The organism is Streptomyces sp. NPDC059906, assembly GCF_042730645.1.
Classification (GTDB): Bacteria; Actinomycetota; Actinomycetes; order Streptomycetales; family Streptomycetaceae; genus Streptomyces; species Streptomyces rubrogriseus.
The window spans coordinates 141,192-165,494 of record NZ_JBHWKU010000010.1; the positions used below are offsets into that span (position 1 = coordinate 141,192).

Genomic DNA, 24,303 nt, shown 5'->3' on the forward strand with positions numbered 1-24,303 from the left:
CACGTTCGTGTGTCCGGCCCACCTGGCGAGCAGGTGATCCGGCACCCCGTTGCTGGCGAAGTACGTGAGGCAAGGCGCCCGAGCATCGTACAGACGGACCCTGCGAAGGCCGTTTGCGTCCATCTTTTGTAGGCCCGCGTTCGAAGCTGCCGACGGTGTGCCGAACCAGGCGGTGACCACCTCTCTCGGTCTGCAACTCCTCGAAGGTCACCGGTATCTGACGGCCCATCGCGGGCCCCCGGAAGTCGTACGTGCACACCCGGCTGTGCCCGCCGGGGTTCAGCCACACCAGGGTCCGGCCCCGCGGGGAACGGCTCCCGGGCACTCCCGGACGCCTCACGCCAGCCCGCAGTCACCGCACTTCGAGCCGTTGGGCGCGCGGTAGTAGAGGCAGCAACTCCGGCGGCGGAACGCGAGGTCGGGGCCGGTCAGCACTCCGGTGCCCGCCAGGCGTCCGGTGTCCAGAAGCGCGGTCGTGAGGTCGGTGAGGGGTTCGCGGACGGCCGGGCGGAGCGCGAGCAGGGCGTGTGCCGCACCGGCGAGGGCCGACGCCGAGTTGCCGTCCAGCAGGCGGGGGGCGATCTTGACGCGGAGTCCGTCGGCCAGTGCCGACAGATGGTCCGTCACCTGCTCGTACAAAGCGCGGACGGGACCACCGTCGAGCCGGTCGGCGTACCAGCCGGCCGGACGGGGCACCCGCAGGGCCGGTCCGTCGTCGGCCCGCCGCAGTCCCTCCAGGTCGGGCACGATCCCGTGCAGGACGACGCACGCCAGAGCCGGTGACCAGAGCCGGGCGGCGTGGCCGAGCTGGGCGATGGAGACGTCGACGCGCGGCTCCGACGTGCGGTGACGACGCGCGACGGCTTCGGCGAGGTCGGTGAATCCCGCCCCGTAGGAGTGGGTGAGCGGGTGCCAGCCGTCGTCCGGTCCGCCGACCCGCAGGGCGAAGAAGCCGCCGAGGCTCGCCACGTCGTGCAGGGCAGCGGCGGCGGAGGCCGTCGAGGCACGGGCTTCGTACACGGTTCCTGTCCTCCCTCCGGCTCTCCTTCCGTGCGGTCAGAGGGCCGTACGCCGTCGCGGCGGCGTGATGGCGTACAGGTCGAGGATGTCCGGGCAGGGCGCGACGCCCGGTCCGCCGGCGCGTGCCCAGGCGGCGACGTCCTCGGTGGCGTCCGGGTCGTTGACCAGCCCCAGCCAGACGGGCCGGGCGCCGGCGGCCCGGCCCTCCGCGGAGGGCTGGACGACGATGACGTTGGCGTGGTCGCAGACGTCGAGGCAGTCCGAGACGCGCACCGGGACCGCGGCACGCAGGCGCTCCACCTGGGCCGTATGGTCGACACCGGTCACTTTGGGGCTGCCGCAGCAGCAGTCGCGGCACACGACGACGCGACACGGCACGGAGCCACGGGTGGCCGCCCCGTTCCTCGCGTCGTCAGGCGTTCGTCCGGTCGGCGTTGCGGGCATGGGGTGCCGTCCCTCTCTCCGGGGAGATCCGCCCCGGTGGTCCGTCGAGGAGGCGACCGCGTGAGTCTCCTGGCTCTCGGGTCGATGCCCGTCCCGGCCTTCCCACCCGTTGCGGGGCAGTGGCCTGTCGGGACGCGCTCGCCGATCACAGTGGCGGGACCGCGCCGGATTCGCACCGGCTTCCTCGTTCCGCCGTCGCCTTGTCGCCGGCCATCATCCCATCCCGGAACGCGGCGCCGACCGTCAGTCCGTCTCCTGCTCGTGCGGGGCCGTGGCGGGCGGACGGGCCGGACGGTCCCGTCCGCCGTCACGACCGGACATCACCACGACGACCAGCCCGACGACGATGGCTCCGGCGACGACGCGTCCGGCCGCGCGCCCCCACCAGGCCGGACGGGCCGTGCCCGGGCCCCGCCTCGGCGGCCCCAGCCGTTCGGACCGTCGGGCGGGTCGCAGCAGACGCACCAACAGCAGCGCGGCGACTGGAAGTTGCAGCAGCCACAGGAGGGTGCGCGGCCACTCCCCGTACCAGACGTTGGTTCCGTACAGCAGGGTGTGCCACACACTCAGCACGTAGACGACGATCACGAAGCGGTGCAGCCGTCGCCAGGTGTTCGCTCCGATGCGGTGCCGAACGTAGAACAGCAGGCCGAGAGGGATCGCGAGGTACAGGGCGCCCTGCCCGAGCGGGATGGCGATCCGGCCGGTGCCGGAGTCGTACCAGCCGGGCACGAAGCTGTCGGCGAAGCCCACCCACAGCCGCTCGGCCCAGTCCACCTTCGTCTCGTAGCGCACGAGTTCGGCGGCGAACATCAGCGCGTGCGCGAGCATGAGCGCCATCGTCGTCAGGCTCGTGGTGCGGTGCCAGCGCTCCAGTACCTGCCGCGAGACCGGCAGCCGGGCGGGGCGCGGACCCGACAGCAGCAGGCCCAACATGACCGTGCCCCAGGCCCACAGCAGCGCCGACCAGCCGAAAGCCTGGCTGAGCAAGTACATCCAGTAGGTGCCGGCATCGTCCATGAAGGGCATGACCGCGACGGTGTCCGAAGCACCCGACTCCATGCGGGCCCACAGGAGAGCGAACACGAGTCCCGTGACCACCACGGCCGCGGAGGCGTCGGGCACTGCGGCACGCAGATCACCGCGCAGTGCGACGCGGTCCCCGGGAGGCCGCTGCCCTCCGGACGCGGCCGCCGCCCCGCCCTCGTCCGGCCTCGTGTCCGACGTCATCAGGCGCCTCCCCAGGCACGGGTCACCGCCGCAACGGTGCGCATGTGTCGTGAGGCAACAAGTCTGGCCGATGGGGCGGCGATCCCCCGAGGCACTATCCGGCCAGACCAGCCACGACGACCGGACGGGGACACACCTGGTTTCTGTCTCCCCTCCACAATCAAGACAACCGTTGAATCCTCACTGTCGCAGGAGTACGAGCGCCCTTACGCTGATGGACGCAGTCGGTTCGCGCCTCCCGTCCGCCCGGATGCCGGCGGCGCGACGCAAGAGGGAACCCGGTGCGAATCCGGGGCTGTCCCGCAGCGGTGAGTGGGAACGAAAGCCGTCGATGTTCACTGGGTCCGCGTCAGGACCGGGGAAGAGACGGCCGGTAGGTGTCCGGCCCTTTCGGCGGACGGGCCCGCGAGTCCGAAGACCTGCCACTGCGCCCGCGCTCCGCGCGGGTGGTGCACGTGACCTCGTGGACTGGGTCGGCGGTATGGGCGGTCGTACGTCGTGCGGGTGGCCGCGCCTCCTTCCCTGTCGCTGTCCAAGGCCAGGTACGGAGGATGCTGTGCGGAACCCAGCCGCTTCGCGTCGGCCTGTCCGACCCCGGACCGAGGTGTCGTCCGACGGCTCCGGGCGGCCGGCCCTCGAACCCGTCGCGGGTGCCCTCCGGGAACGGGGCCAGTCCCGCGGCACGGTCTCCGGCGTCTGTCACGGCACTCTGGGTGAGCTGTACCAAGGCCCGTTGCGAGCGGGCACCTCATCCGAGATCGCGGTGGTGTCCTTTCCCGTGGACCGACACTCCTGGGTGTACTTCACACCGAGGAAGGCCACCGGCCCGCCGTGTCCGACGGCCCTGGGTGCGAAGTCGGCGACGGCGGCCCGCCTCTTCCTCGACCACTACGGCCTCGCCTTCCCCCCGGGCGACTGGCGCACCCACTCCGAACTGCCGGTAGGGGTGGGGATGTCCAGTTCCACGGCGGACATCGTGGCGACACTGCGCTGCCTGTTCCGCGTCTTCTCGCTGCCGTACGACATGGACGTGGTCCTCGGCATCCTGACGGACATCGAGCGCGCCGACAGTGTCTTCCTCGACGAATTCGCCCTGTATCTCAGCGGCCGGCACCGAGTGGTGCGGCGACTGGGCCGGGACGTCGGCTTCCACACCGCCTACGTCACGGAACCCGGCACGGTGGACACCGCCGCCGTCACTCCCCTGCTGCTGGACCACTACCGGCGCCGCGACGAGGAGTACCAGCGGTGTCTGACCGATCTACTGAAGGGCTTCGACTCGGGCGACCCGGCCGCCGTCGCCCGTGCCGCCACGGTCAGCGCCGCGTTGTCCCAGGAGGTGCTGCCCAAGGCGACCTTCGGCAGTCTGCAAACCCATCGTGAGCGATTCGGCGCCGACGGCGTCTTCGTCGCCCACACCGGCTGCCTGGCCGGCTACCTCTTCGCCTCCCGCCCGGGCGCCCACGTCAAGTCCGAACTCTCCGCGTTCTTCCAGTCGCTCGGCCACCAGTGCACCTTCGCCCAAGGAGGCTACGGGTGATCCACCCCCACATCGCCGACGCCCTCAAAGCCCCGGACCTCGTCCGGCTCACCGATGGCCTGGTCCTGCTGCGGTTCGAGTCGATGAAGATCTACTCGGCCCTCGCCGCCGTCCGTCATCTGCTGGAGCGGGGCACCGTCCGTCCGGGACAGACCCTGATCGACAGTTCCAGCGGCATTTACGCCTACGCCCTCGCCCTTGCCTGCCACCGGTACGGCATGCGATGCCACATCGTCGCGTCCACCACCGTCGACGCCACCACCCTGGCCCAACTGGAGATCCTCGGCTGCACCGTGGAACAGGTCAGACCGTCGCGGAACCTGAAACTGGACCAGGAACTGAGGGTGCGACGGGTGCGCGAGATCCTCGCCGAGCGCCCCGGTCACCACTGGATGCGCCAGTACCACGACGACATCCACTACCTCGGCTACCAAGAGGTGGCCGACCGGATCGCGGCACAGTTCCCGCACGCATCGCTGACCGTCGTCGGCGGAGTGGGGTCCGGAGCCTCGACCGGCGGCATCGTGGAACGCCTGCGCGTGACCGACCCCTCGGTGCGTCTGGTCGGCGTCCAGCCCTTCGGCAGCGTCACCTTCGGCAGCCAGGACCATCACGATCCCGAAGCGATCATCGCCGGCATCGGCTCGTCCATCGTCTTCGACAACGTCCGCCACCATCTCTACGACACCGTGCACTGGCTGGACTTCACGCACGCCATGTCCGGCGCCGTCGCCCTGCTGCGCGAGCACGCGGTCTTCGCCGGGCTGTCCACCGGAGCCGGCTATCTGACGGCGACGTACGAGGCCCGCCGCCACCCCGACCGACTGCACCTGGTGATAGGCGCCGACACCGGACACCGGTATGTGGAGCGGGTGTTCGCCCGGCACGCCGAGGCCCTGGACCCGGTCGCGCTCAAGCCCGTCGAGGTCCGCGGTCCCGAGGAGATGACCATGCCCTGGTCGAGGACGACGTGGCGGCGCACTCCCCGCCCGGCGCAGTGGAAGGAGAGTGCCGCATGACCGTGGCCTGCCTGGAGTCACTGACCTTCGGCCTCGGCCGGCTGGTCCGCGCCGCCGACCGGCTCGGCGAGCGCCTGCTGCTCCTCACCCGGGACCCCGCCTACTACGCCTACGAACTGGACCGGCTGCCCACCGACGCCCTGGACGTCGTCGTGACCGACACTTTCGACGTGGAGCGGGTCGACTCGCTGCTCCGGCGCACCCCGGGACTGAGCGGCCTGATCAGTTCCACCGACACCTGGACACTGGCCGGCGCCGCCCTCACCGATCGCCTCGGTCTGCCCGGTCCCGACCCGGCCGTCCTGCGGCTGACCCGGGACAAGGCCGCCGTACGCAACAGGCTGCACGAGGCGGGACTCACCCGTGCGCGGGCCGTCGAAGGCGCCGTCCCGGACCGCGAGGCACGCGGGCTGCTGCTCAAGGAGTCGGGGCTGCCGCTCGTGCTCAAGGACACGGCGGGCACCGGGAGCCAAAACGTGTGGCTGGTCCGTGACGAGGGCGAACTCGACGCGGCGCTGGAAGAGGCGTCCGGTCGGGACCTGAAGGGGCGGTTGTTCGCCGAGCCCTATTTCAGCGGCCCGGTGTACAGCGCCGAGACGCTCACCTGGGCCGGTCGCACCAGGCTGCTGGGCGTCTCCAGTCGGCTCATGTCACCGGAGCCGCACTTCCGGGAGGAGATCACCGCCTTTCCCGTCGCCTTGCCGGGCCCGCAGCGGACGTCGTTGGAGCGTTGGCTCGATCGGGTGCTCGCCGCCATCGGCTACACCGACCGGTTCGCACACGTGGAGTTCGTGCTGACCGCCGACGGCCCGGAGGTGGTGGAGGTCAATCCCCGCATCGGCGGCGCCCTGGTCGGCGAGGGCATGTGCCGGGCCCTCGGCGTCAACGTGTACGAGGCGATGATCGAGGCCGCGCTCGGCCGCCGCCCCCGTCTCATGGACGCGGAGCTTCCCGGTGGTCCGGCCGTCGCCTTCGTTCTCGGCTACCCGGCCGCCCCCGGCGTGTTCACCGGCGTCGCCGGGCTCGACCGGCTCACCGAGATGCCGGGAGCACCCACCTGGTATCCGACCAAGCAGCCCGGCGACCTCGTGGAGCATCTCGGCGACAGCCGTGGATACGCGGGCCTCGTGTACGCCGAGGCGGAGACCGCCGAACTCGCCACCCACCGCGCGGTGGCCGCTGCCAACGCCTTGCGTGTCCGCACCGAGCCGGCCGGCCGGGAGGCGCCCGGTGGGTGAACGCACCCCCCGGGAACCGGGCCTGCGGGCCTCGCTGTTCCCGCTCACCGGCCCGCTGCGGTTCCTCCTGCTCAGCTCCTTCCTCATCCCCCTCGGCAGCTTCATGGTCCTGCCGTTCATGTCGGTGTTCCTGCACGAGCGGCTCGGGATGGGGCTCGGCACGGTCGGCGTGGTCCTGGCCGTGGCATCGCTCGTGCAGTTCTCCGGCGGCATCGCCGGCGGAGCCCTCGCGGACCGGATCGGGCTGCGCCGCACCATGCTGTGGGCACTGGCCGTACGCACCGCCGGTTTCACCGGGCTCCTGCTGGCCCTGCGCTGGCCGCCCCTCGCCGTCTGGGCACTGGTCCTGACGTGCTGCGGTGCCGCGCTCTACCTGCCCGCCAACAAGGCGTACCTGGTACACGGCGTCGACGACCAGCGCCGCCCGGCGTTCCTGTCGGCGGGCAACGCGGCACTCAACGCCGGGATGGCCCTCGGCCCGCTCATCGCCGGGCCGTTCGTCCTGTCCGCGCCCGGCTGGCTGTTCGCAGCCGTCACGACGCTGTTCCTCGCGGTCACGGCAGGACACGCACGGCTACCGGAGACCCACGGGACGCACCCCGCCGAATCGACGCAAACGGCCCGCCCGGGACTACTCGCCGGCGTGGCACTCCTGCCGTTCGCCGCCAACGCGCTGGCCTTTTACCTCTACTTCCACTTCCAGCACTTCCTGGCGGTGTACGCCGTCGAGCGCGCTTCCAGCGCCTTCTACAGTCTGGTGCTGCTGCTCTGTTTCACGCTGGTCGTCGTCGTACAGCCGCTCGCGTCCGGCCTGATCCGGCGCATGCCGTACGCCCTCGCCCTCGCGGTCGGGTTCACGGGCCTGGCAGCGGGCCTGGCCGTGCTGGCGGCCGGTACCCGGGCGGCGCTGCTGGCGGGCGGCGCGCTGATCACCCTCGGCGACATCGTGCTGTTCCTCAAGAACGACCTGGAGGCACTGCGCCGGAGCCCCCGCTCCGACGCCGTCGTCTTCGGCCGGCAGCGGCTGGCCGCGGGCCTGGGCGCCTGCGCGAGCGGCGTGCTGGGCGGGCAGGTGTACGGCCTCGGCGAACGGGCCGGACACACCGGCTGGTTCTGGCTGCTGGCAGCCGCGCAGTGCCTGCTGCTTCCCCCTCTGCTGCTCACCCTGCGCCGCCGCACGGCGCGGCGCCCTGTCCCCGACGGCGACCACGAAGGAGCACTGACCCGCGATGACACGGACGGGCGGATTCCAGGACGATGACTTCTGGACCGAGTTCCACGACTTCCTCTTCTCCGAGCAGCGCTACGAGCAGGCCGAGGAACTCCTCGACACCTCTCCCCTGCTCGCCCTGACCGAGAGATCACGCGTGCTGGACCTGTGCTGCGGGCCGGGGGTGTTCACCGTCCCGCTCGCACGCCGCGGGCACCGCGTGACCGGAGTGGATCTGAGCCCGGCCATGCTGGACCGGGCACGCAAGCGGTCGGCCGACGCCGGTGCCGAGGTGACGTACGTCCGGGCCGACGCCCGCGAGTACGAAGCGCCGGGCGGCTTCGACGTCGTCCTCAACATGTTCACCTCCTTCGGATACTTCGAGGATCCCGCCGACAACGCGCGCGTGCTGCGCACCATGCACACCTGCCTCGCCCCGGGCGGCACGCTCGTCCTCGACCTGGCCGGGAAGGAGCTCCTGGCCCGCAGGGTCACCCCGCCCAAGGTGGTGCGGCGGGGCGACGACCTGATGGTGCAGACCGACACCGTGCTGGACGAATGGGCGCGGCTGCGCAGCGAGTGGGTGCTGGTCCGGGGCGAGCGGGTGACGCGGGCCACCTTGACATGGTTCGTGTACAGCGCGGTGGAGTTGCGGCGGATGGCCGAGGAAGCGGGGTTCGGCCGCGTGGAGGTCTTCGGCGGGTTCGACGGACGCCCCTACGACGCGAACGCCGAGCGGCTCGTCCTTCGGGCGGTCCGCGAAGCGTGAGGAAGGCAGGGCGTGCGGCCGGGTCCGCACGCCCTTTTGCCGCCTGCTCAGGGGTCGTAGGATCATCTGGTCATCGCCGCGACGGGAGACAGGAAGCCGGTGCGAATCCGGCACGGTCCCGCCACTGTGACCGGGGAGCGCCCCTCCGACATGCCACTGCGCTGTGCGCGGGAAGGCGGAGGGAACGTCGATCCGGGAGTCAGGACACTGGTCCGTCGCGGGCCCGTCCCGAGGAGCGCGGACTCCAGGAGGCTTCACGTGTCCCCTTTGTTCACCCCTGCCCGCACGCGCGGGTTCCTTCGTGCCACGGTCACCGCCGTGGCCCTCTCGTCCGTGCTGCTGGCCACCGGCTGCGGTTCGTCCGACGAGAGCGGTGGCGACGCGCAGGCCACCGCGGCCGTGCCCGCGGGCTTCCCGGTCACGATCGACAACTGCGGTGTGAAGACGACGTACGACAGGCCGCCGTCGCGGGTGGTCACCATCCATCAGCACCCGGCGGAACTCATGCTCGCCCTCGGTCTGAAGGACCGCATGGTCGGCACGGCCTTCCCCGACTCCGCCGTCCTGCCCGAGTTGCGGAAGGACTACGAGTCGGTCCCCGAACTGGCGAAGAAGGAGCCGTCGTTCGAGCGGATCCTGGACGCCGAGCCGGACCTCGTCTACGGCGGTTACGGCAGCGCCTTCGCCGAGAACGAGGGCCGCTCCCGCAAGGCGTTCGCCGACGCCGGCATCCACACCCACCTCAACCGCGAGTACTGCGGCAAGAAGCGCGTGACGATGAAGGACACCTACGACGAGATCCGCACCATCGGCAAGATCTTCGGCGTGCCCGACCGGGCGGACGAACTGGTCGCCGACCTCCGGACACGGGTCGGCAAGGCCACCACCGCCGTCAAGGGCGAGCCCCAGGTGCCCGTCTTCGTCTACGACAGCGGCGACAAGAGCGCCTTCACCGCGGGCGGCAAGAGCCTGGGAACCGAACTGATCCGGCTGGCCGGCGGCGAGAACGTCTTCGCCGACCTGGACGATGTCTTCGGCGACGTCTCCTGGGAGCAGGTCGTCGAGCGCAGGCCGGAAGTCATCGCCGTCTACGACTACGCCGGCGCCAAAAGCGTCGAGGAGAAGAAGAAGTTCCTGCTCTCCCAGCCCGCGCTCGCCGACGTACCCGCCGTCAGGAACAAGCGGTTCGTCGTCCTGCCGCTGACCGCCACCCTGGTCGGCATCCGCTCGGCCTACGCGGTCGACGACCTGGCCCGCGGACTGCACCCCGAGAGCTTCCGGTGACCCAGGCCGCCACCGGCACGCCCGCCGAAGGGACGGTGCGGGGGAAGTCCACCGGATCAGGACCGGGCCGTACGCGGCTCGGCGTCACGCTGCTGGTACTCACCGCCCTGCTCGTCGTCTCCGCGACGGCGGGCCTCGCGATCGGCTCCGTGCACGTGCCGCCGGGCCAGGTGTGGGGCATCGTGACGCACGCGCTGGGCATCGACCGGCGGCAGCCGGACTGGTCCCGGGCCCGGGAGACCATCGTGGTGGACGTACGGGCGCCGCGGGTGCTGCTCGGTGCGGTCACCGGCGCGGGACTCGCGGTGATCGGCACCGCCCTTCAGGCCCTGGTGCGCAACCCGCTCGCCGAGCCGTACCTGCTCGGCGTCTCCTCCGGGGCGTCGCTCGGCGCGGTCTCGGTGATCGTGTTCGGTGTCACCCTCTTCGGGCCCCTCTCCCTGTCGGTGGCCGCCTTCGTGGGCGCCCTGGGCGCGCTCCTGCTCGTGTACGCCACCGCCCGCACCGGCGGACGCATCACCTCGTCGCGGCTGGTGCTGTCCGGGGTGGCGATCGCGGCGGTGCTCACCGCGGTCCTCGATCTGCTGCTGCTCACCACCGACCGGGGCAACGAGGCCCGCGCGGTCCTCGCCTGGACCCTCGGCGGCCTCGGTGGCGTCAACTGGGGCACGCTGTGGCTGCCGAGCACGGCCCTGCTGCTCGGTGTCGGCGTCCTCATGGTGCAGGCCCGCAACCTGAACCTGCTGCTGGCCGGCGAGGAGGCGGCCAGCACGATGGGGCTGGACGTCGCCCGCTTCCGCGCCCGGCTGTTCGTCCTGCTCTCCCTCGTCACGGGCGTGCTGGTCGCGGCGGCCGGGCCGATCGGCTTCGTCGGCCTGATGATGCCGCACATCGTGCGCCTGTTCGTCGGCGGCGACCACCGCCGGGTCCTGCCGACGGCGGCACTGGGCGGAGCGGTCTTCCTCATCTGGGCCGACATCGCCGCACGGACCATCGCCGCACCGATGGAGATACCCGTCGGCGTGCTCACCGCCCTGTGCGGCGGGCCCTTCTTCCTGTGGCTGATGCGCCGCGACGCCCGGCGGGGCACCGACCGAGGAGTGGCATGACCGCGACCGACACGATCCCGGCCGAACTGCGCGTCGACGGCGTCACGCTCACCGCCGGGGCCCGCCACCTGGTGCGCGACGTCTCCCTGACCGCCCGCCCCGGCGAGACCATCGGCCTCGTCGGCCCCAACGGCAGCGGGAAGTCCAGCCTCCTGCGTACCGTCTACCGCGTCCTGCGCCCCGACACCGGCCAGGTCCGGGTCGACGGGGACGACGCCTGGGCGCTGCCGGTACGGCAACTGGCCCGCACCGTGGCGGCGGTGGTCCAGGACTCGGCCGCCGACTTCGACCTGGCCGTCCGCGAGGTCGTCGCCATGGGCCGCACCCCGCACAAACGCCTTCTCGCCGGCGACACCCCCGAGGACGCCGGCCTCATCGACCACGCACTCCTCGCGGTCGACGCCGTCCACCTGGCCGACCGCCCCTTCGACCGGCTCTCCGGCGGCGAACGCCAACGCGTCCTCATCGCCCGGGCCCTCGCCCAGCAGCCCAGCCTCCTCGTCCTGGACGAGCCCACCAACCACCTCGACATCCGCCACCAACTGTCCGTGCTGAGCACCCTGCGCCGCCTGTCCACCACCGTCCTGCTCGCCCTGCACGACCTCAACCTGGCCGCCTACTACTGCGACCGCCTCTACGTCCTGCACGCCGGCGAAGTCACCGCCACCGGACCGCCCGCCGAGATCCTCACCCCACGGCTCCTGGCCGAGGTCTACGGAGTGGCGGCCGAAGTCGCCACCCATCCGCGCACGGGCGCCCCGCAGGTCACGTTCCTCCCCGAAGAGCCGCGTGGCTGAAGCGCACAGGCAGTGGCCCTTGAGCCGACACGGATCACCGAGGCACGCCCAGTTGGCCGACGGGTCCCGACCCGGGTGATCAGTTCCACAGCGCCCCCTATTGCATAGCACTTGCAATTGCAGATTGGATGCGTCTGGCGTGGTTCTGAAGCACAACAGGCAGGAAGGTACGTCCACATGCCGGTCACCCCCACTCGCCGGAGTGTGCTCGCCGCGGCGGCCGCGACCGGAGCCGGGCTGCTGCTTCCCGGTTGCTCGTCCGCCGGTTCCGGTTCCTCCTCACCGAAGAAGGGCGGGACGCTGGGCGCGGCGTTTCCCGGTGCGGGCGTGAAGGAGACCATGGACCCGCACGCCCAGCGGCAGTTCGTGGACATCGCCCGGCACAAGGCCGTCTTCGACAAGCTGGTGGAGCTGGACTCGACCCTGCGGCCGGTCCCGCGGCTGGCGCGCGCCTGGTCCAGCGACGACGAGGCCAGGGTGTGGCGGTTCGAACTGCGCGAGGCCCGTTTCCACGACGGGCACGCGCTCAGTGCGGACGACGTGCTGTACAGCCTCTCCCGCATCCTCGACCCGAGCGCCGCGGACCACCTGGCGAAGAACTCCCTGTCCCACATCGACCTGGCCAACTGCCGCAAGGTCGGCAAGCGGAGCGTGGAGATCGCCCTCGACCGGCCCGACGCCGAACTGCCCAGCCAGCTCGCGATGACCGGCACGCCCATCGTCCGCGACGGTTGGGACGATCCGACCAAGCCCGTCGGCACCGGCCCGTTCCGGTTCGTCTCCTTCACCGCCGGGCGCACCTTCACCGGCCGCCGCTTCGACGACCACTGGAACGGCGCCCCGCACCTGGACGAGATACGCATCCTCTCGGCGGAGAGCGAGGCCCGTGCCGCTGCCGTCCGCAGCGGCGAGGTGCACTTCGCGCACGAGATGACACCCACCTTCGCCCGTACCGTCGCCCATGACAGCCGGGTGCGGGTGGTGGCCACCAAGCGCAGCGGGGTGCAGGGGTTCGCGCTGAAGACGGACCGGGCACCGTTCGACGAGCCGGACGCGGCGATGGCGGTCAAGCTGCTCGTGGACCGGAAGCGGCTGGTGGAGGTGGTCTGCTCGGGTCGCGCCGAGATCGGCAACGACCTGTACGGCAAGGGTTACACCTATTACCCCGACGGCCTGGAGCAGCGCGAGCGGGACGTGGCGGAGGCTCGCCGGCTCCTCAAGCGCACCGGTCTGTACAACAAGAAGGTCACCTTCTACACCTCCACCGCCGCCGACGGATTCGCGCAGGCCGCGCACCTGTTCACAGAGCAGGCCGGGGAGGCCGGGCTGAAGGTGGAGGTCGTCAACGGGCCGCCGGAGTCGTACTTCACGGACGCCCTGGACAAGGGCACCGTCACCAACCACCGGTGCGGTGCCATGACGATCCCCACCTACATCAGCGAACGGTTGCTCACCGACGCCCCGCAGAACCAGAGCGCCTGGAAGCACGAGGACTTCGACGACGCCTTCACCGCCGCGCGAGCCGTCGTGGACGACGACGAGCGCACCGCCCGGTACCGGTCGGTGCAGACGACCCTGCGCGATCGGGGCGGTCTCGTGCTGTGGGGGCATCCCGAGTGGCTGAACGCCGTCTCCCACCGCGTCCAGGGGGTGAAGGAGGCCCCGCCCAACACGGTGGACTGGGCCAGGTTCGACACGGTGTGGCTGGCCTGACGCCGGATGCTGCGCTATGCCCTGCGACGATCGGGGTGGACACTCGTCCAGCTCGCCGCGCTCAGTGTCATCGTCTTCCTGCTGACCGACCTGCTGCCGGGTGACGCCGCGACCGTCGACTTCAACGAACAGGCGGGCCTCGAACAGGTTGCGCAGCTCCGGGAGCAGATGGGTCTCGACCGGCCGGCCGTCGAGCGGTTCGTCGATTGGGCGCACGGACTGGTCACCGGTGACCTGGGGACATCGTTGGTGGGCGGGGGCCCGGTGAGCGGGGTACTGGCGTCCTCGGTGCCGGTGACGGCCGCGCTGTCCGCCGTGACGATCGTGCTGCTGGTGCCGCTGGCCGTAGGCGTCGGTCTGCTGACCGGGCTGCGGGCGGGCAGCCGCACCGACCGGGTCGTGTCGGCCGTGACCCTGACGCTCACCTCCGTACCGGACTTCGTTCTCGCGCTGTTGCTCGTGGGCGTGTTCGCGCTGCGGCTGGGGTGGCTGCCGTCGACCTGGGTGGGCGCCGACGACGGGTGGTGGCAGCGTCCGGAGCTGTTCGTGCTGCCGGTGGCGGTCCTGCTGGCCCGCACCGTGTGCGTGCTGTCCCGGCAGATCCGCGCCGGGGCGGTCACCGCGCTGAACGCCGGGTACACCGTGCAGGCCCGCCGTCTCGGGGTGCCGCCGGCCCGGCTGGTGCTGCGGCACGTCCTGCCCAATGCGGCCGTGCCCGGCGTCCAGGAACTGGCCCGGACCGGGGACCAGTTGCTCGGCGGCGTACTCGTCGTCGAGGCCGTGTTCGCCGTCCCCGGCACCGCGACCGCGCTGGTCGAGGCGGTGCAGAACCGGGACGTGCCCACCGTGCAGGCACTCACCCTGGCCCTGGCCGCCGTGGCGTGCCTGCTCAACCTGGCGGCGGACCTCGTCAGCCACCGCCTGGCTCCCCGTACGGAGGTGCTGCGATGAGTACCGGTGGACGTACCCGGCGGGCGGCGGTCGGGGCACTGCTGCTGGTGGTGCCGGTCGCCGCGGCCGTCGTCGGCCCGTTCGTGACGGACGCCGCCATTGCCTCCGACGGAATGCCCTACGCCCTCGGCGACGGGCATCCCCTCGGCACGGACGCGTTGGGCCGGGACGTGCTGGCGCTGGTACTGCGGGGCGGGGCGAGCGCGCTGGGCGTGGCGTGTGCCGCGGTGGCGCTGGCCGTCGCGGTGGGCGCCGCACTCGGCCTGGCGGCGGCTTCTGCCCGTAGCCGGTGGCTGGACGATCTGCTGATGCGGCCGGTGGAACTGCTGCTGCCGCTGCCCTCGCTGCTGGTGATCAGCGTGGTCGGGGTCGGCTGGCGCGGCCATCCGGTCGCGGTGACCCTGGCCGTGGCGGTGCTGAACGTGCCCGCCGTGGCGCGGCTGTTGCGGGCGGCGGCGCTGGACGCGGCCAGTGGACCCGTCGCCGAAGCGATGCGGTTGCAGGGCGAGTCTGCGGCGCGGGTCCTGTTCGGGCACGTCGGGCGGGCGGTGCTTCCGGTGGCCGCCGCCGACGCCGGCACCCGGGTCGGCGGGGCGGTGTTCACGGTGGCCGCCGCCAACTTCCTCGGTCTCGGCCTCGACCCGACCTCGCCGGACTGGGGTGTGGTGATCGCGGCGAGCCGGGAGGCCCTGTTCGTGCAGCCGTGGGCGGTGCTGGCACCGACGCTGCTGCTGGTGATGTTCGTGGTCGGCGTCAACCTGCTGGCGGACGGGCTGCTGCCGGGCGTGGCGAGGAACCGGAAGGGGGTGCTGGCGTGGAGCCGGTGATCGAGGTCGGCGGACTCACCGCCCGCGCGGGCACGGCCCGACTCCTGGACGGGGTCGACTTCGCTGTTCTGCCCGGCGAGGTGGCCGCCCTGGTGGGCCCCTCCGGCAGCGGCAAGACCACCGCGGCGCTGGCCCTGCTGGGCGAGGCCGCGCCCGGCGTACGGCTGAGCGGCACGGTACGGGTCGCCGGCGTGGAAGTGGTGGGCGACGAGGGCCCGACGGCGACCGCACACACCGTCCGGGGCGGCGTCGTGTCGTACATGCCGCAGCACCCGTCCCACGCTCTCAACCCCGCCCGGCGCATCGGCTCGGTCCTCACCGAACTCGCCCGGCTGCACCGGCCGGCCGACGACAGCTGTGACCGGTCGACCGCCAGGGCCGACGCCGCCGCCGCCCTGCGCGCCGCCGGGCTGCCCGACGACAAGGCCATCCGGCGCCGCTTCCCGCACCAGTTCTCCGGCGGCCAACGGCAGCGCGTCGCCCTCGCCCAGGTCCTGGCCTGCGGCCCCCGCGTCCTGGTCCTCGACGAGCCCAGCACCGGTCTGGACACGGTGGCCCGGCTACGGCTGGCCGAACAGCTGACCCGGCTGACCGCCGACGGATACGCCCTGCTCCTGCTCAGCCACGACCACGACCTGGTGCGCGCGGTGGCCGCCCGTACGATCCTGCTGAAGCACGGCCGGGTCACCGCCACCGGCCCCACACAGGACGTCCTCCCCGCCCCTGCGGCACCGCCCCCTCCCCCGCCGCCGGCCACACCCGCAAGGCCGGCCGGGGCCGTGCTGGAGGCCCGGAACCTGACCGCGTGGCTGCACCCGGGCCACCGGAGCGAGGTCCTGCACGACGTGACCGTGCGCGTACGCGAAGGCGGCTGCACGGCGGTCGTCGGTCCTTCCGGCAGCGGCAAGACCGTCCTCGCCCGCTGCCTCGCCGGACTGCACGAACGCCACCGCGGGCACCTCACCCACCAGGGCGCGCCGCTGCCCGTCCTACGGCGCCGCACCACCCGCCAGATCAGCGGCGTGCAGTACGTCTGGCAGGAGGTGCGCAACTCCTTCGACGACCGCCGCACCGTCCTCGGCCAAGTCGCCCGCACCGCCGTACGCCTGCGTGGCCTCACCCCGGTCGAGGCCGAACGGCAGGCCCGGCAGCTGTGGGAACGGCTCGGCCTCACCTCTGAGCACACGACCCGGCACGCCGCCTCCCTGTCCGGCGGTGAACTGCAACGTGCGGCCCTGGCACGGGCGTTGCTGGCCGAACCCGACGTCCTGATCTGCGACGAGATCACCACAGCCCTTGACGCCGTCAGCACCGGCCTGGTCACCGCCGAGATCACGCGGCTGCGCGAGGAGAGCGGAACAGCCGTGCTGTGGATCGGCCACGACCTCGGCCTCGTCGAGCGACTCGCCGACGACCTGGTCGTCCTGGACACCGGCAGGGTGGTCGAGAGCGGTGACACCGCCACGGTCCTGACCTCTCCCGCCGCCGACACCACCCGCCTGCTCCTGCGGTCCCGAAACCTCGCCGGCGCCACCCACCAATGAAGGGAACACCCCGCCATGCCGACCACCCCCGCCTCCACCTCCACCGACTGGCAGCAGTGGCAGACGAGCTGGGACCGCCAGCAGGAGTGGTACATGCCGGACCGCGAGGAACGCTTCCGCGTGATGACCGACGCCGTCGAGGCCGTGGCGGGTCCCACCCCGCTCGTCCTCGACCTCGCCTGCGGCACCGGCAGCATCACCGCCCGCGTCCTGCGCGCGCTCCCCGACGCCCGCACCGTCTGCGTCGACATCGACCCGGCCCTGCTGACCATCGCCCGCGGCCACTTCGCCGACGACGACCGCGTCACCTTCACGGAAGCCGATCTCACCGACCCCGACTGGACAACACGCCTCCCCCACACCACCTTTGACGCCGTCGTCACCGCCACCGCCCTGCACTGGCTCGACACCGAGCCACTGCGCCGCCTCTACGGCACCCTCGCCGGACTACTGCGCGAGGGCGGCGTGTTCCTCAACGCCGACCACATGCACGACGAGTCCGCGCCTCGCCTCAACGCGGCGATGAACGCCCTGCTCACCGCACGCCAACAGCGGCAGCGCGACGAGGGCGCCCTCGACTGGGCCGCCTGGTGGGGCAGGGTCGCCGACGACCCCACCCTCGCGGAACCGGCGGCCCGCCGCTTCGCCCTGCTCGGCGACCCACGCGAACCCCGGCCCGCGGGTGCACGGCCCGACCGTCCCACCGCCGTCCAGTGGCACCTCGACACGCTCCGCGAGCAGGGCTTCGGCGAGGCACGGCAGATCTGGTGCTCGGCGAGCGACTCACTGGTTGCCGCGCTGCGCTGAAAACGGTGTCCCGGCCCCTCCGTCCACCGCGATAGTTTGTCGGTGAGATATCATGTACGGGGGGTAAAAACAGGCACACGGTCTGTTGAGTTTCAGCCCGGGAGAGTCCAGCCGATGGCGAGGCAGCTACGCGCCGAACGGACCCGCGCGACGATCGTCGGTGCGGCGGCCGACCTGTTCGACCGCCACGGTTACGAGTCGACCAGTCTGAGCGAGATCGTCGCCCACGCCGGGGTCACCAAGGGCGCCCTGTACTTCCACTTCGCGGCGAAGGAAGACCTCGCGCACGCCATCATGGAGATGCAGGCCCGCACCTTCCGCCGGCTGGCGAAGGACCTGGACGGGCGGGGCTACTCCTCGCTGGAGGCGCTGATGCGCCTCACGTTCGGCATGGCCCGGGTCTACGAGGAAGGGCCGGTACTGCGGGCGGGAACGCGGCTGGCCACCGCGGGCGTACCGGTGCGGCCGCCCCTGCCGCACCCCTTCACCGAGTGGCGGGAGATCGCCACCTCCCGGCTGCTGGACGCGGTACGGCAGTCCGACGTGCACCAGGACATCGACGTCGACTCCGTCGCCCACACCCTCGTCTCCTCCGTCGTCGGCACCTGCATCGTGGGCGGCACCCTCGAACCGGCGGGACGTCAGCCCCGCCGCCTGGCCGAGATGTGGTACATCCTGATCCGGGGCATGGTCCCGGTGACCCGGCGCGCCCGCTACGTCACCCTCGCCGCCCGCCTGCAACAGGAGACGGGCGCGGCCTGACGGTGTGGTCCTGCGTGCCGCCTCGGCCGCCCCGGGTGCTCTGCTCGTCTACAGCTGGGCCGAGGCGAAGCCGGCCAGCAGGACGGCGGTGCCGCCGATCTCACCGATGATCAGGGCTTCGCGTACACCGCGCAGGCTGGACTTCCGGTCGCGCATCTGGTTGTCGGTTCTGCCCTCCATTGCGAGCCGCACATAGTTCGCGATCGTCACGACGAACATGCCGACAATCACCGCTGCTGCGGTGATGTTCACTGCGGACGGCCAGCCGGAGAACTGGACGAGCGGTGCCACGACGGCCGATGTCGCGAAGCTGTACAGCAGTCCGGCGTTGTGGGCGACGTTGACGTATCGGTGTGCCGTTCCGTCCGGGGACGACATCGACTGCTGCCATTTCCACACCCCGAGGAACAGTGATACGAGGAAGATCACGCCGGCGGCGAAGACGACCCAGGCGGTTTCCTGGCGGATCATGGTGTACCTCCGAATGATGCAGGAAGCTGCCCGCCTGTTGAGGTCGGGCAGCTTCCAGCGGGTAGTGACGGTGGGTTGCCCCAGGGGCTGCACAGCACGGTGCGCAGCCCCTTCCCGCGGCCGCGCAGGCGGGTTCGGTCCGCTACGCGGGCAACGGGGCGCGGAGATTCGACGCGCGCGTCACCTCGTGAGCCAGTTCAGGAACTGGCTCCACCGGCCGATGCCCGCGGCTTTGGGCGCGGTGCCGGACTGTTCGGCGCGCTCGCCCGCGGGTGCCTGACCCGGGGCCGGCGCCCGGTCGGGGGCCGGGAGCGGGGTGAAGCGGGCCGGGAGCGCGGTGAGGCCGCGGGTGAAGGGCCCGGGGCGCCACGTCAGGCTGTCCTCGGGCACGGCGGCCGCGATGTCGGGGATCCGGTTGAGGAGGTTCTCGACGGCGGCCATGGTGATCTGGCGCGCGGGGTCCTTCGAGGGGCAGGCGTGCGGGCCCGCGCTCCAGGCCAGATGGGAACGGTTGCTGCCGGACTGCCGGGCGGCGGCCAGGCTCGGGCTGTTGTTCGCGGCGGCGAAACTCACCATGATCAGCTCCCCCGCCTCGAACTTCTGCCCGGCGAACTCCACGTCGGCGGCGGGGTAGTGGGGCGCGAGATTGGGCACCGGAGGGTTCTCCCACAGGGTGTCCTCCATCGCCTCGTCGATCAGTCCGCCCTGGCGGGCGTACTCGTCGTGGATGAGGATGCGGTGCAGGGTGTTGCCGATCAGGTTGCGCAGCGGATCGGCGCCCGCGCCCAGGATCAGTGAGAGCTGATAGACCATCTCCTCGTCGGTCATCTTGGTCTCGTGCTGCATCAGCCACGAGGTCACGTCCTCGCCGGGCCGGCTGCGCTTGAGAGCCACCAGCTCACCGACGGCACCGAAGAGGACCTCGGCGGCCCGTTCCGCGTTGACGCCGTCGAACATGCCGGAAATGCCGAACAGGATGCGGTCGCCGATGTCGGCGGGGCAGCCGAAGAGTTCGTTGAAGACGAACAGCGGGAGCTGCTTGGCGTAGTCGGCCATCAGGTCGGCGGAGCCGCGGGAGCCGAACTGGGAGATCAGGTAGTCCGAGATCTTTTCGGTGCTGCGGGCCAGCCGGGCGGTGTCGATGCGGGCCATGGCGTCGGTGATCGCCTGGCGCAGCCGCAGGTGTTCGGCGCCGTCGCTGAACATGGCGTTGGGGCGGTAGGCGAGCAGCGGGACGACGGGGCTGTCCGCCGGGATCAGGCCGTCGTTGAAGGCCTTCCAGCGGCGCGCGTCCTTGCGGAAGGTGCCGTTGTCCTGGAGCAGGCGCAGTGCTGTCGCGTAGTCGGTGACGAGGGAGGCGTCGACACCCGGGGCGAGTTCGACGGGTGCGGAGGGGCCGTATGACCGTGCGTAGTCGTAGTAGGCGTGCGGGTCGGCCGCGAAGTCCGGCCCGTACAGCGGTATCCGCGCGTCGGCGTGGGCGGGGCATCCGGGCGGGGGCACCGCGTCGGGGGTGGTGGCGTCCATGACTGCTGTTCTTACTCCTGGGGCACGGTCCCGGAGGACCGGAGGTGGGATACGGGGCAACGGCGTTGCTTCGAAGGCAGGTTACGTCGTGCGGCCGATCGTGCGGAGCACACGGGGTGGGTGGTCACTTCCGCAGCCAGGCCAGGAACTGGGACCACTTCCCGGGGCCGCCCGCCCTGTGCTGATCCGCGCTGTGCCCAGCCTGTGCCGTCGTGCGCTGTGGAGGGACCGGTGCGGTGGGCCTCTCCGCGGCCTGGACGGCGCCGAAGCGGACGGGAAGCGCGGTCAGGGCGCGGTGGAACGGACCGGGCCGCCAGGTCAGCAGCTGCTCCGGCACGGCCAGTTCGATGTCCGGCAGCCGGCCGAGCAGGTTGTCGACGGCGGTGACGGTGATGCCCGTCGCCGGCCGCTGCGACGGGCAGGCGTGCGGGCCGGCGCTCCAGGCGAGCGAGGCCCGGTTGCCCGTGTGGTGGCCCTCCGTCCGTGCCATGCCGGCGTTGGCGGCCGCGAAGCCGACCAGCATCAGCCGGCCCGCGCTCACCTGCCGGCCGGCGAACGTCCGGTCCTCCGCCGGATAGTGCGCGGCGTAGTTCGCGATGGGCGGGTTCTTCCACAGCGTGTCGTTGACGGCATCGCGAACATCCTGGTAGGCATCCCGATCGTGGGTCAGGATGCGGTGCAGGGTGTTGCCGATCAGGTTCCGCAGAGGTTCCGCGCCCGCCCCGAGGAGCAGTGAGAGCTGATGGACCATCTCGTCGTCGGTCAGGCCGGCCTCGTGCTCCATCAGCCGCGAGGTGACGTCGTCGCCGGGCTGCTCCCGCTTGAGGGCCACGAGTTCGCCGACCGCCGCGTACAGCAGCTGGGCCGACTCCGCGGCGTTGACTCCGTCGAACATGCCGGTGATCCCGACCAGCACCCGGTCACCGGTCCTGGCGGGGCAGCCGAACAGTTCGTTGAAGACGAACAGCGGAAGCTGCCTGGCGTAGTCGGCCATCAGGTCGGCGGAGCCGCGGGTGGCGAACTGAGCTATCAGGTACGCGGAGACCTGCTCGGTGATCTGGGCCAGTCGGCGGGAGTCGATGCGGGCCATGCTGTCGGTCACCGCCTGCCGTAACCGCTGGTGCTCGGCACCGTCGGCGAACATGCAGTTCGGCCGGTACGCGAGCAGCGGCACGACCGGGCTGTCCTCGGGGACCTTGCCGCTGTGCAGGTCCCGCCACCGGCGGGCGTCCTTACGGAATGCGGGATCGCGCAGCAGATTCAGCGCCGCCGTGTAGTCCGTGACGAGCGTGGCCTCCACACCCGGCGCGAGCTCCACCGGTGCGGTCGGCCCGAAGCTGCGAAGGTGGTCGTAGTACGCCTGCGGATCGGCCGCGAAGTCCGGACCGTACAGCGGCACACTGGCACCGGAGTCGTGAGCGGGGCACCCCGGCGGTGGCACAGGCGCGGAATGGACATCCATGTCGTCTTGCTCCTTCTGGCGCGGGTCCAACACAGTGCGAAACCGGCGAGAGACGTCTGCGCTGACGGGATCTCAACCGTAGCCTCAACTCTCCCAGTTCTCACGGTGGTTCGGCCCGTCGTGGATGTGCACCAGGTGCCACCACGACGCCTCGCTCAGCGGCACCGCCTGCCGGGTTCCGCCGACAGCCGCGGCATGATCTGGAAGCTGCCGACGGAGACCATGCCGACCGCGCGCTCCGTCACACGGTCCGTTCGGGAAGCGTGGGGAGGACCTTCTCCGCGATGCCGAGGAGGACGCTGTCGTCCGGGAGGGCGCCGGACGTGCTCCACACGGTGATCTCGTAGTAGCCGCCCGTGTCCTTACCGTCGAGGGCCACGGACAGGGTTCGGGCCAGGGGGCCCTGTTCCACCGGTCCGCCGGACCCGCCGCTCCCCAGGTTGATCTCGATCTTCATGGTGTGGTCCGAGGCGAGTACCGCGGGCCGGCCGAGAACGGAGAGCGTCTTGACGTCCGTCTCCTCGCCGTACTTCATCAGCTTGACGTACTGGGCGATCGACAGCTTGTTGTACGTGACCGCGACGTGCACGGTGTAGGTGTCGAACTGGACCTCCGCCTCCGGCTGGGCGACCTTCCCGTCGGTCAGGGGGGCGGTGCTGCTGCTGCCGGACGCCGCGGTCGCCGTCTCCGTCGGCGTTCCGAGAAGCTGGGCCAGGTCGGACCTGTTGAGCGCCGTGCACAGCTCGCCGCCGGTCACGGCCCGGGACGTCTCCTGGTAGGCGGCCGGCAGCTCCTCGCCTTCCCCGCCGGGACACGAGACGGCATGCGGCGTGCCGGTGTCCTCGGCGGGCAGCAGGCGCGGGCCCAGCCACACCGCGGCTCCGAGCGCCGCGAACACGGCCACGGCCGCGGCGGCCTGGCCCCACGCGTTGGGTTCCTTCTCCGCGGCGGCGGGGCGGCGAGGCTGCTCCGACGGAGGCCGCGGCTGCGGCTGAGGCTGGGGCTGAGGCTGAGGCTGGGGCTGGGGCTGGGGCTGGGGCTGGGGCTGGGGCTGGGCGGCAGTGTCGGGCGCCGCCGGGCCAGGGTTCCGTCGGGCGCGCAGGGCCCGGACCACCGTGTGCACGCGCACCGCGGTGAACAGCAGGAACACCGCGCCGATCCCGGCCGGGACCCATTCGCCGTCGCGGAGGGCGAGATACATGAGGCGTACGCCCAACACGGACCCGACCACGATGAGCAGGGGCTCGCGGACCCAGAAGGGCAGCAGGCGGATGAGGAAACCGAGCATCCGGCGATCTCACCAGGCCAAGATCACCCAAGCTGTGATGGAGGCCACAATTCCGGGCCGGGACTCAACCGTGACCGACTCACCTGTCGTGGGGCGCCGGGAGGTCCACCGCCCAGCCCAGCGGATGGGTCTCGGTGACACCCGAGGCGGGGGCCAGGGGTTCGGCTCCGGCCCGGTTGAAGGCGGCGAGTGCCTCGACGAGCGCCAACCGCTGCGCGGGGGTGAGCATTTCGACGATGCCGGCGATCTCGGAACGCCGGCGGGCCGTGACGTGCTCGACCGTGTGGCGCCCCTCCTCCGTGAGCTCCAGCAGCGTCTCGCGGCGGCTGCGGGGGTTGGGCTGCCGGGCGGCGAGGCCCGCCGCGATCAGCCGATCGACCATCCGCATCGCCGTGGACGGCGCGACCTGAAGCTGCTCGGCGAGCGCGACCAGCTTGGTCGCCCCTCTCGTGAGCACCACCAGCATGCGGAACTGCGGCAGCGTCACCCGTTCCTCGACCGCCGCGAGGGAACGTGCGGACACCGCGACCAGCAGCCGCGAGGCGGTCAGCACCTCCCGGGTGACGGCGTCCACGTCGTCCGTGGCCCCCACGGGGCTGTCGTGCTCGGTCATGGCTCTTTTCTACCGTGTCCGCCATCCGGCCGCGCCCACACTGTTGGCCACACCTTTAGACTGTGCAAAACTTCAGACACTCAAGAGATGTCTACCCGGAGGTGACCGTGCCGGACGAGAACACGGATTCCCTTCGGCCTCCCCCGCCCACGGGATGGCGCCGCAGAATCGCCAGGGCGCCCCTTCTCCTGTTCCGGGCCGGCCTCGGCCCCCTCCTGGGCAGGCGCCTGCTGCTGCTCCACCACACCGGCCGGGTCTCCGGGCAGGACCGCCGCGTCGTCCTCGAAGTGGTGGCCTACGAACCGGACTCCCCTGCCTGGACCGTCGCGTCCGGATTCGGCGCGGGCGCCGACTGGTACCGCAACCTCGGCGCCGACCCGAAGACGGTCCTCCAGTTCGGCAACCGGCACCACGCCGTCACCGCCCGCTTCCTCTCCGCGGAGGACGGCGCGGCGATCATGGAGGAGTACGGCGCGCGCCGCCCCCGCACGGCACGCCGGCTGTGCGCGTTCATGGGGCTGCCTTCCGACGGCAGCGCCTCGGCCCTGCGCCGGGCCGGGCGGGCGATCCCCTTCGTACGCCTGGAGTCGGATCCGCCCCGGCGCCTGGAGTCGGATCCGCCCCGGCCGTTCGTCTAGACCTATTTTGTCTAGACCTCTTGTCCTGCCCAGATCGGCG

23 protein-coding genes and 3 riboswitches are annotated in these 24,303 nt (G+C 71.7%); of the genes, 15 read left to right on the forward strand and 8 right to left on the reverse strand.

Annotation, left to right across the window (positions count from 1 at the left end; all coding sequences use genetic code 11):
• Positions 1 to 336: 336 nt before the first annotated feature.
• The 3 genes from ACFV9J_RS17825 to ACFV9J_RS17835 all read right to left on the reverse strand — a co-directional run bounded on the left by ACFV9J_RS17825 (position 337) and on the right by ACFV9J_RS17835 (position 2,694).
• Positions 337 to 1,020: a (2Fe-2S)-binding protein gene (locus tag ACFV9J_RS17825; RefSeq protein WP_385355243.1), complete on the reverse strand. Its 684-nt coding sequence runs from the start codon at positions 1,018 to 1,020 to the stop codon at positions 337 to 339.
• A 36-nt stretch (positions 1,021 to 1,056) separates the two neighbouring features.
• The gene (locus tag ACFV9J_RS17830; RefSeq protein ID WP_385355245.1) at positions 1,057 to 1,464 is read right to left on the reverse strand and encodes a (2Fe-2S) ferredoxin domain-containing protein; all 408 of its coding nucleotides are present in this window, start codon (positions 1,462 to 1,464) and stop codon (positions 1,057 to 1,059) included.
• A 62-nt stretch (positions 1,465 to 1,526) separates the two neighbouring features.
• Positions 1,527 to 1,653, reverse strand: a riboswitch (cobalamin riboswitch).
• A gap of 54 nt (positions 1,654 to 1,707) precedes the next feature.
• Positions 1,708 to 2,694, reverse strand: a complete 987-nt coding sequence (locus ACFV9J_RS17835; protein ID WP_385355247.1) for a ferric reductase-like transmembrane domain-containing protein — start codon at positions 2,692 to 2,694, stop codon at positions 1,708 to 1,710.
• Positions 2,695 to 2,962: 268 nt separating this feature from the next.
• Positions 2,963 to 3,115, forward strand: a riboswitch (cobalamin riboswitch).
• A 357-nt stretch (positions 3,116 to 3,472) separates the two neighbouring features.
• On the opposite strand from ACFV9J_RS17835, the gene ACFV9J_RS17840 reads away from it, so the two are divergent.
• The 14 genes from ACFV9J_RS17840 to ACFV9J_RS17905 all read left to right on the forward strand — a co-directional run bounded on the left by ACFV9J_RS17840 (position 3,473) and on the right by ACFV9J_RS17905 (position 18,264).
• Positions 3,473 to 4,234 carry a hypothetical protein gene (locus ACFV9J_RS17840; protein WP_385355249.1) on the forward strand — a complete coding sequence of 254 codons (762 nt, stop codon included), beginning with the start codon at positions 3,473 to 3,475 and terminating at the stop codon, positions 4,232 to 4,234.
• The gene (locus ACFV9J_RS17845; protein WP_385355251.1) at positions 4,231 to 5,253 is read left to right on the forward strand and encodes a cysteine synthase family protein; all 1,023 of its coding nucleotides are present in this window, start codon (positions 4,231 to 4,233) and stop codon (positions 5,251 to 5,253) included. The genes ACFV9J_RS17840 and ACFV9J_RS17845 overlap by 4 nt, the downstream gene beginning before the upstream one ends.
• Positions 5,250 to 6,491 (forward strand): ATP-grasp domain-containing protein, encoded by a 1,242-nt coding sequence (locus tag ACFV9J_RS17850; RefSeq protein WP_385355254.1) that lies wholly within the window; start codon positions 5,250 to 5,252, stop codon positions 6,489 to 6,491. The genes ACFV9J_RS17845 and ACFV9J_RS17850 overlap by 4 nt, the downstream gene beginning before the upstream one ends.
• A complete protein-coding gene (locus tag ACFV9J_RS17855; RefSeq protein WP_385355256.1) occupies positions 6,484 to 7,752 on the forward strand; it encodes an MFS transporter in 1,269 nt (422 codons plus the stop codon). The genes ACFV9J_RS17850 and ACFV9J_RS17855 overlap by 8 nt, the downstream gene beginning before the upstream one ends.
• Entirely contained in the window at positions 7,721 to 8,470 is a 750-nt protein-coding gene (locus ACFV9J_RS17860) for a class I SAM-dependent methyltransferase (protein WP_385355258.1), read from the forward strand. Before ACFV9J_RS17855 ends, ACFV9J_RS17860 begins: the two co-directional genes overlap by 32 nt.
• An 88-nt stretch (positions 8,471 to 8,558) precedes the next feature.
• Positions 8,559 to 8,680, forward strand: a riboswitch (cobalamin riboswitch).
• 48 nt (positions 8,681 to 8,728) lie between these two features.
• Positions 8,729 to 9,754 (forward strand): ABC transporter substrate-binding protein, encoded by a 1,026-nt coding sequence (locus ACFV9J_RS17865; RefSeq protein WP_385355261.1) that lies wholly within the window; start codon positions 8,729 to 8,731, stop codon positions 9,752 to 9,754.
• 35 nt (positions 9,755 to 9,789) lie between these two features.
• The gene (locus ACFV9J_RS17870) at positions 9,790 to 10,863 is read left to right on the forward strand and encodes a FecCD family ABC transporter permease (protein ID WP_385355519.1); all 1,074 of its coding nucleotides are present in this window, start codon (positions 9,790 to 9,792) and stop codon (positions 10,861 to 10,863) included.
• Positions 10,860 to 11,660, forward strand: coding sequence for an ABC transporter ATP-binding protein (locus ACFV9J_RS17875; RefSeq protein ID WP_385355263.1), 801 nt, complete (start codon positions 10,860 to 10,862; stop codon positions 11,658 to 11,660). The genes ACFV9J_RS17870 and ACFV9J_RS17875 overlap by 4 nt, the downstream gene beginning before the upstream one ends.
• Positions 11,661 to 11,837: 177 nt before the next feature.
• A complete protein-coding gene (locus ACFV9J_RS17880; protein WP_385355266.1) occupies positions 11,838 to 13,373 on the forward strand; it encodes an ABC transporter substrate-binding protein in 1,536 nt (511 codons plus the stop codon).
• Positions 13,374 to 13,379: 6 nt separating this feature from the next.
• Positions 13,380 to 14,324 (forward strand): ABC transporter permease, encoded by a 945-nt coding sequence (locus ACFV9J_RS17885; protein WP_385355269.1) that lies wholly within the window; start codon positions 13,380 to 13,382, stop codon positions 14,322 to 14,324.
• On the forward strand, positions 14,321 to 15,151 hold the full coding sequence (locus ACFV9J_RS17890; RefSeq protein WP_385355272.1) for an ABC transporter permease subunit: 831 nt from the start codon (positions 14,321 to 14,323) through the stop codon (positions 15,149 to 15,151). Before ACFV9J_RS17885 ends, ACFV9J_RS17890 begins: the two co-directional genes overlap by 4 nt.
• Positions 15,139 to 16,695 (forward strand): ABC transporter ATP-binding protein, encoded by a 1,557-nt coding sequence (locus ACFV9J_RS17895; RefSeq protein WP_385355274.1) that lies wholly within the window; start codon positions 15,139 to 15,141, stop codon positions 16,693 to 16,695. Before ACFV9J_RS17890 ends, ACFV9J_RS17895 begins: the two co-directional genes overlap by 13 nt.
• Positions 16,696 to 16,710: 15 nt before the next feature.
• Entirely contained in the window at positions 16,711 to 17,502 is a 792-nt protein-coding gene (locus ACFV9J_RS17900; RefSeq protein ID WP_385355276.1) for a class I SAM-dependent methyltransferase, read from the forward strand.
• A gap of 114 nt (positions 17,503 to 17,616) precedes the next feature.
• Positions 17,617 to 18,264, forward strand: a complete 648-nt coding sequence (locus ACFV9J_RS17905) for a ScbR family autoregulator-binding transcription factor (protein ID WP_385355278.1) — start codon at positions 17,617 to 17,619, stop codon at positions 18,262 to 18,264.
• Between the two features lie 48 nt (positions 18,265 to 18,312).
• On the opposite strand, the gene ACFV9J_RS17910 is transcribed toward ACFV9J_RS17905, so the two are convergent.
• The 5 genes from ACFV9J_RS17910 to ACFV9J_RS17930 form a co-directional block, all read right to left on the reverse strand.
• Complete coding sequence (locus tag ACFV9J_RS17910) at positions 18,313 to 18,735, reverse strand: hypothetical protein (protein WP_385355280.1); 423 nt, start codon at positions 18,733 to 18,735, stop codon at positions 18,313 to 18,315.
• A 180-nt stretch (positions 18,736 to 18,915) separates the two neighbouring features.
• Positions 18,916 to 20,262: a cytochrome P450 gene (locus ACFV9J_RS17915; protein WP_385355282.1), complete on the reverse strand. Its 1,347-nt coding sequence runs from the start codon at positions 20,260 to 20,262 to the stop codon at positions 18,916 to 18,918.
• Positions 20,263 to 20,386: 124 nt separating this feature from the next.
• A complete protein-coding gene (locus tag ACFV9J_RS17920) occupies positions 20,387 to 21,724 on the reverse strand; it encodes a cytochrome P450 (protein WP_385355285.1) in 1,338 nt (445 codons plus the stop codon).
• A gap of 241 nt (positions 21,725 to 21,965) precedes the next feature.
• Positions 21,966 to 23,012: a DUF6215 domain-containing protein gene (locus ACFV9J_RS17925; protein ID WP_385355287.1), complete on the reverse strand. Its 1,047-nt coding sequence runs from the start codon at positions 23,010 to 23,012 to the stop codon at positions 21,966 to 21,968.
• Between the two features lie 79 nt (positions 23,013 to 23,091).
• A complete protein-coding gene (locus ACFV9J_RS17930; protein ID WP_385355289.1) occupies positions 23,092 to 23,625 on the reverse strand; it encodes a MarR family winged helix-turn-helix transcriptional regulator in 534 nt (177 codons plus the stop codon).
• A gap of 107 nt (positions 23,626 to 23,732) precedes the next feature.
• Here ACFV9J_RS17930 and ACFV9J_RS17935 point away from each other — a divergent pair, with 107 nt between their 5' ends.
• Complete coding sequence (locus ACFV9J_RS17935) at positions 23,733 to 24,263, forward strand: nitroreductase family deazaflavin-dependent oxidoreductase (protein WP_385355291.1); 531 nt, start codon at positions 23,733 to 23,735, stop codon at positions 24,261 to 24,263.
• The last annotated feature ends 40 nt before the right edge of the window (positions 24,264 to 24,303 follow it).

Excerpts from the sequence above, each read along its gene's own strand:
- ACFV9J_RS17830 (WP_385355245.1), bottom strand. The coding sequence starts at position 1,464 with ATGCCCGCAACGCCGACCGGACGAACGCCTGACGACGCGAGGAACGGG.
- ACFV9J_RS17835 (WP_385355247.1), bottom strand. The coding sequence starts at position 2,694 with ATGACGTCGGACACGAGGCCGGACGAGGGCGGGGCGGCGGCCGCGTCC.
- ACFV9J_RS17850 (WP_385355254.1), top strand. The coding sequence starts at position 5,250 with ATGACCGTGGCCTGCCTGGAGTCACTGACCTTCGGCCTCGGCCGGCTG.
- ACFV9J_RS17860 (WP_385355258.1), top strand. The coding sequence starts at position 7,721 with ATGACACGGACGGGCGGATTCCAGGACGATGACTTCTGGACCGAGTTC.
- ACFV9J_RS17875 (WP_385355263.1), top strand. The coding sequence starts at position 10,860 with ATGACCGCGACCGACACGATCCCGGCCGAACTGCGCGTCGACGGCGTC.
- ACFV9J_RS17880 (WP_385355266.1), top strand. The coding sequence starts at position 11,838 with ATGCCGGTCACCCCCACTCGCCGGAGTGTGCTCGCCGCGGCGGCCGCG.
- ACFV9J_RS17885 (WP_385355269.1), top strand. The coding sequence starts at position 13,380 with ATGCTGCGCTATGCCCTGCGACGATCGGGGTGGACACTCGTCCAGCTC.
- ACFV9J_RS17890 (WP_385355272.1), top strand. The coding sequence starts at position 14,321 with ATGAGTACCGGTGGACGTACCCGGCGGGCGGCGGTCGGGGCACTGCTG.
- ACFV9J_RS17900 (WP_385355276.1), top strand. The coding sequence starts at position 16,711 with ATGCCGACCACCCCCGCCTCCACCTCCACCGACTGGCAGCAGTGGCAG.
- ACFV9J_RS17905 (WP_385355278.1), top strand. The coding sequence starts at position 17,617 with ATGGCGAGGCAGCTACGCGCCGAACGGACCCGCGCGACGATCGTCGGT.
- ACFV9J_RS17910 (WP_385355280.1), bottom strand. The coding sequence starts at position 18,735 with ATGATCCGCCAGGAAACCGCCTGGGTCGTCTTCGCCGCCGGCGTGATC.
- ACFV9J_RS17915 (WP_385355282.1), bottom strand. The coding sequence starts at position 20,262 with ATGGACGCCACCACCCCCGACGCGGTGCCCCCGCCCGGATGCCCCGCC.
- ACFV9J_RS17920 (WP_385355285.1), bottom strand. The coding sequence starts at position 21,724 with ATGGATGTCCATTCCGCGCCTGTGCCACCGCCGGGGTGCCCCGCTCAC.
- ACFV9J_RS17925 (WP_385355287.1), bottom strand. The coding sequence starts at position 23,012 with ATGCTCGGTTTCCTCATCCGCCTGCTGCCCTTCTGGGTCCGCGAGCCC.
- ACFV9J_RS17930 (WP_385355289.1), bottom strand. The coding sequence starts at position 23,625 with ATGACCGAGCACGACAGCCCCGTGGGGGCCACGGACGACGTGGACGCC.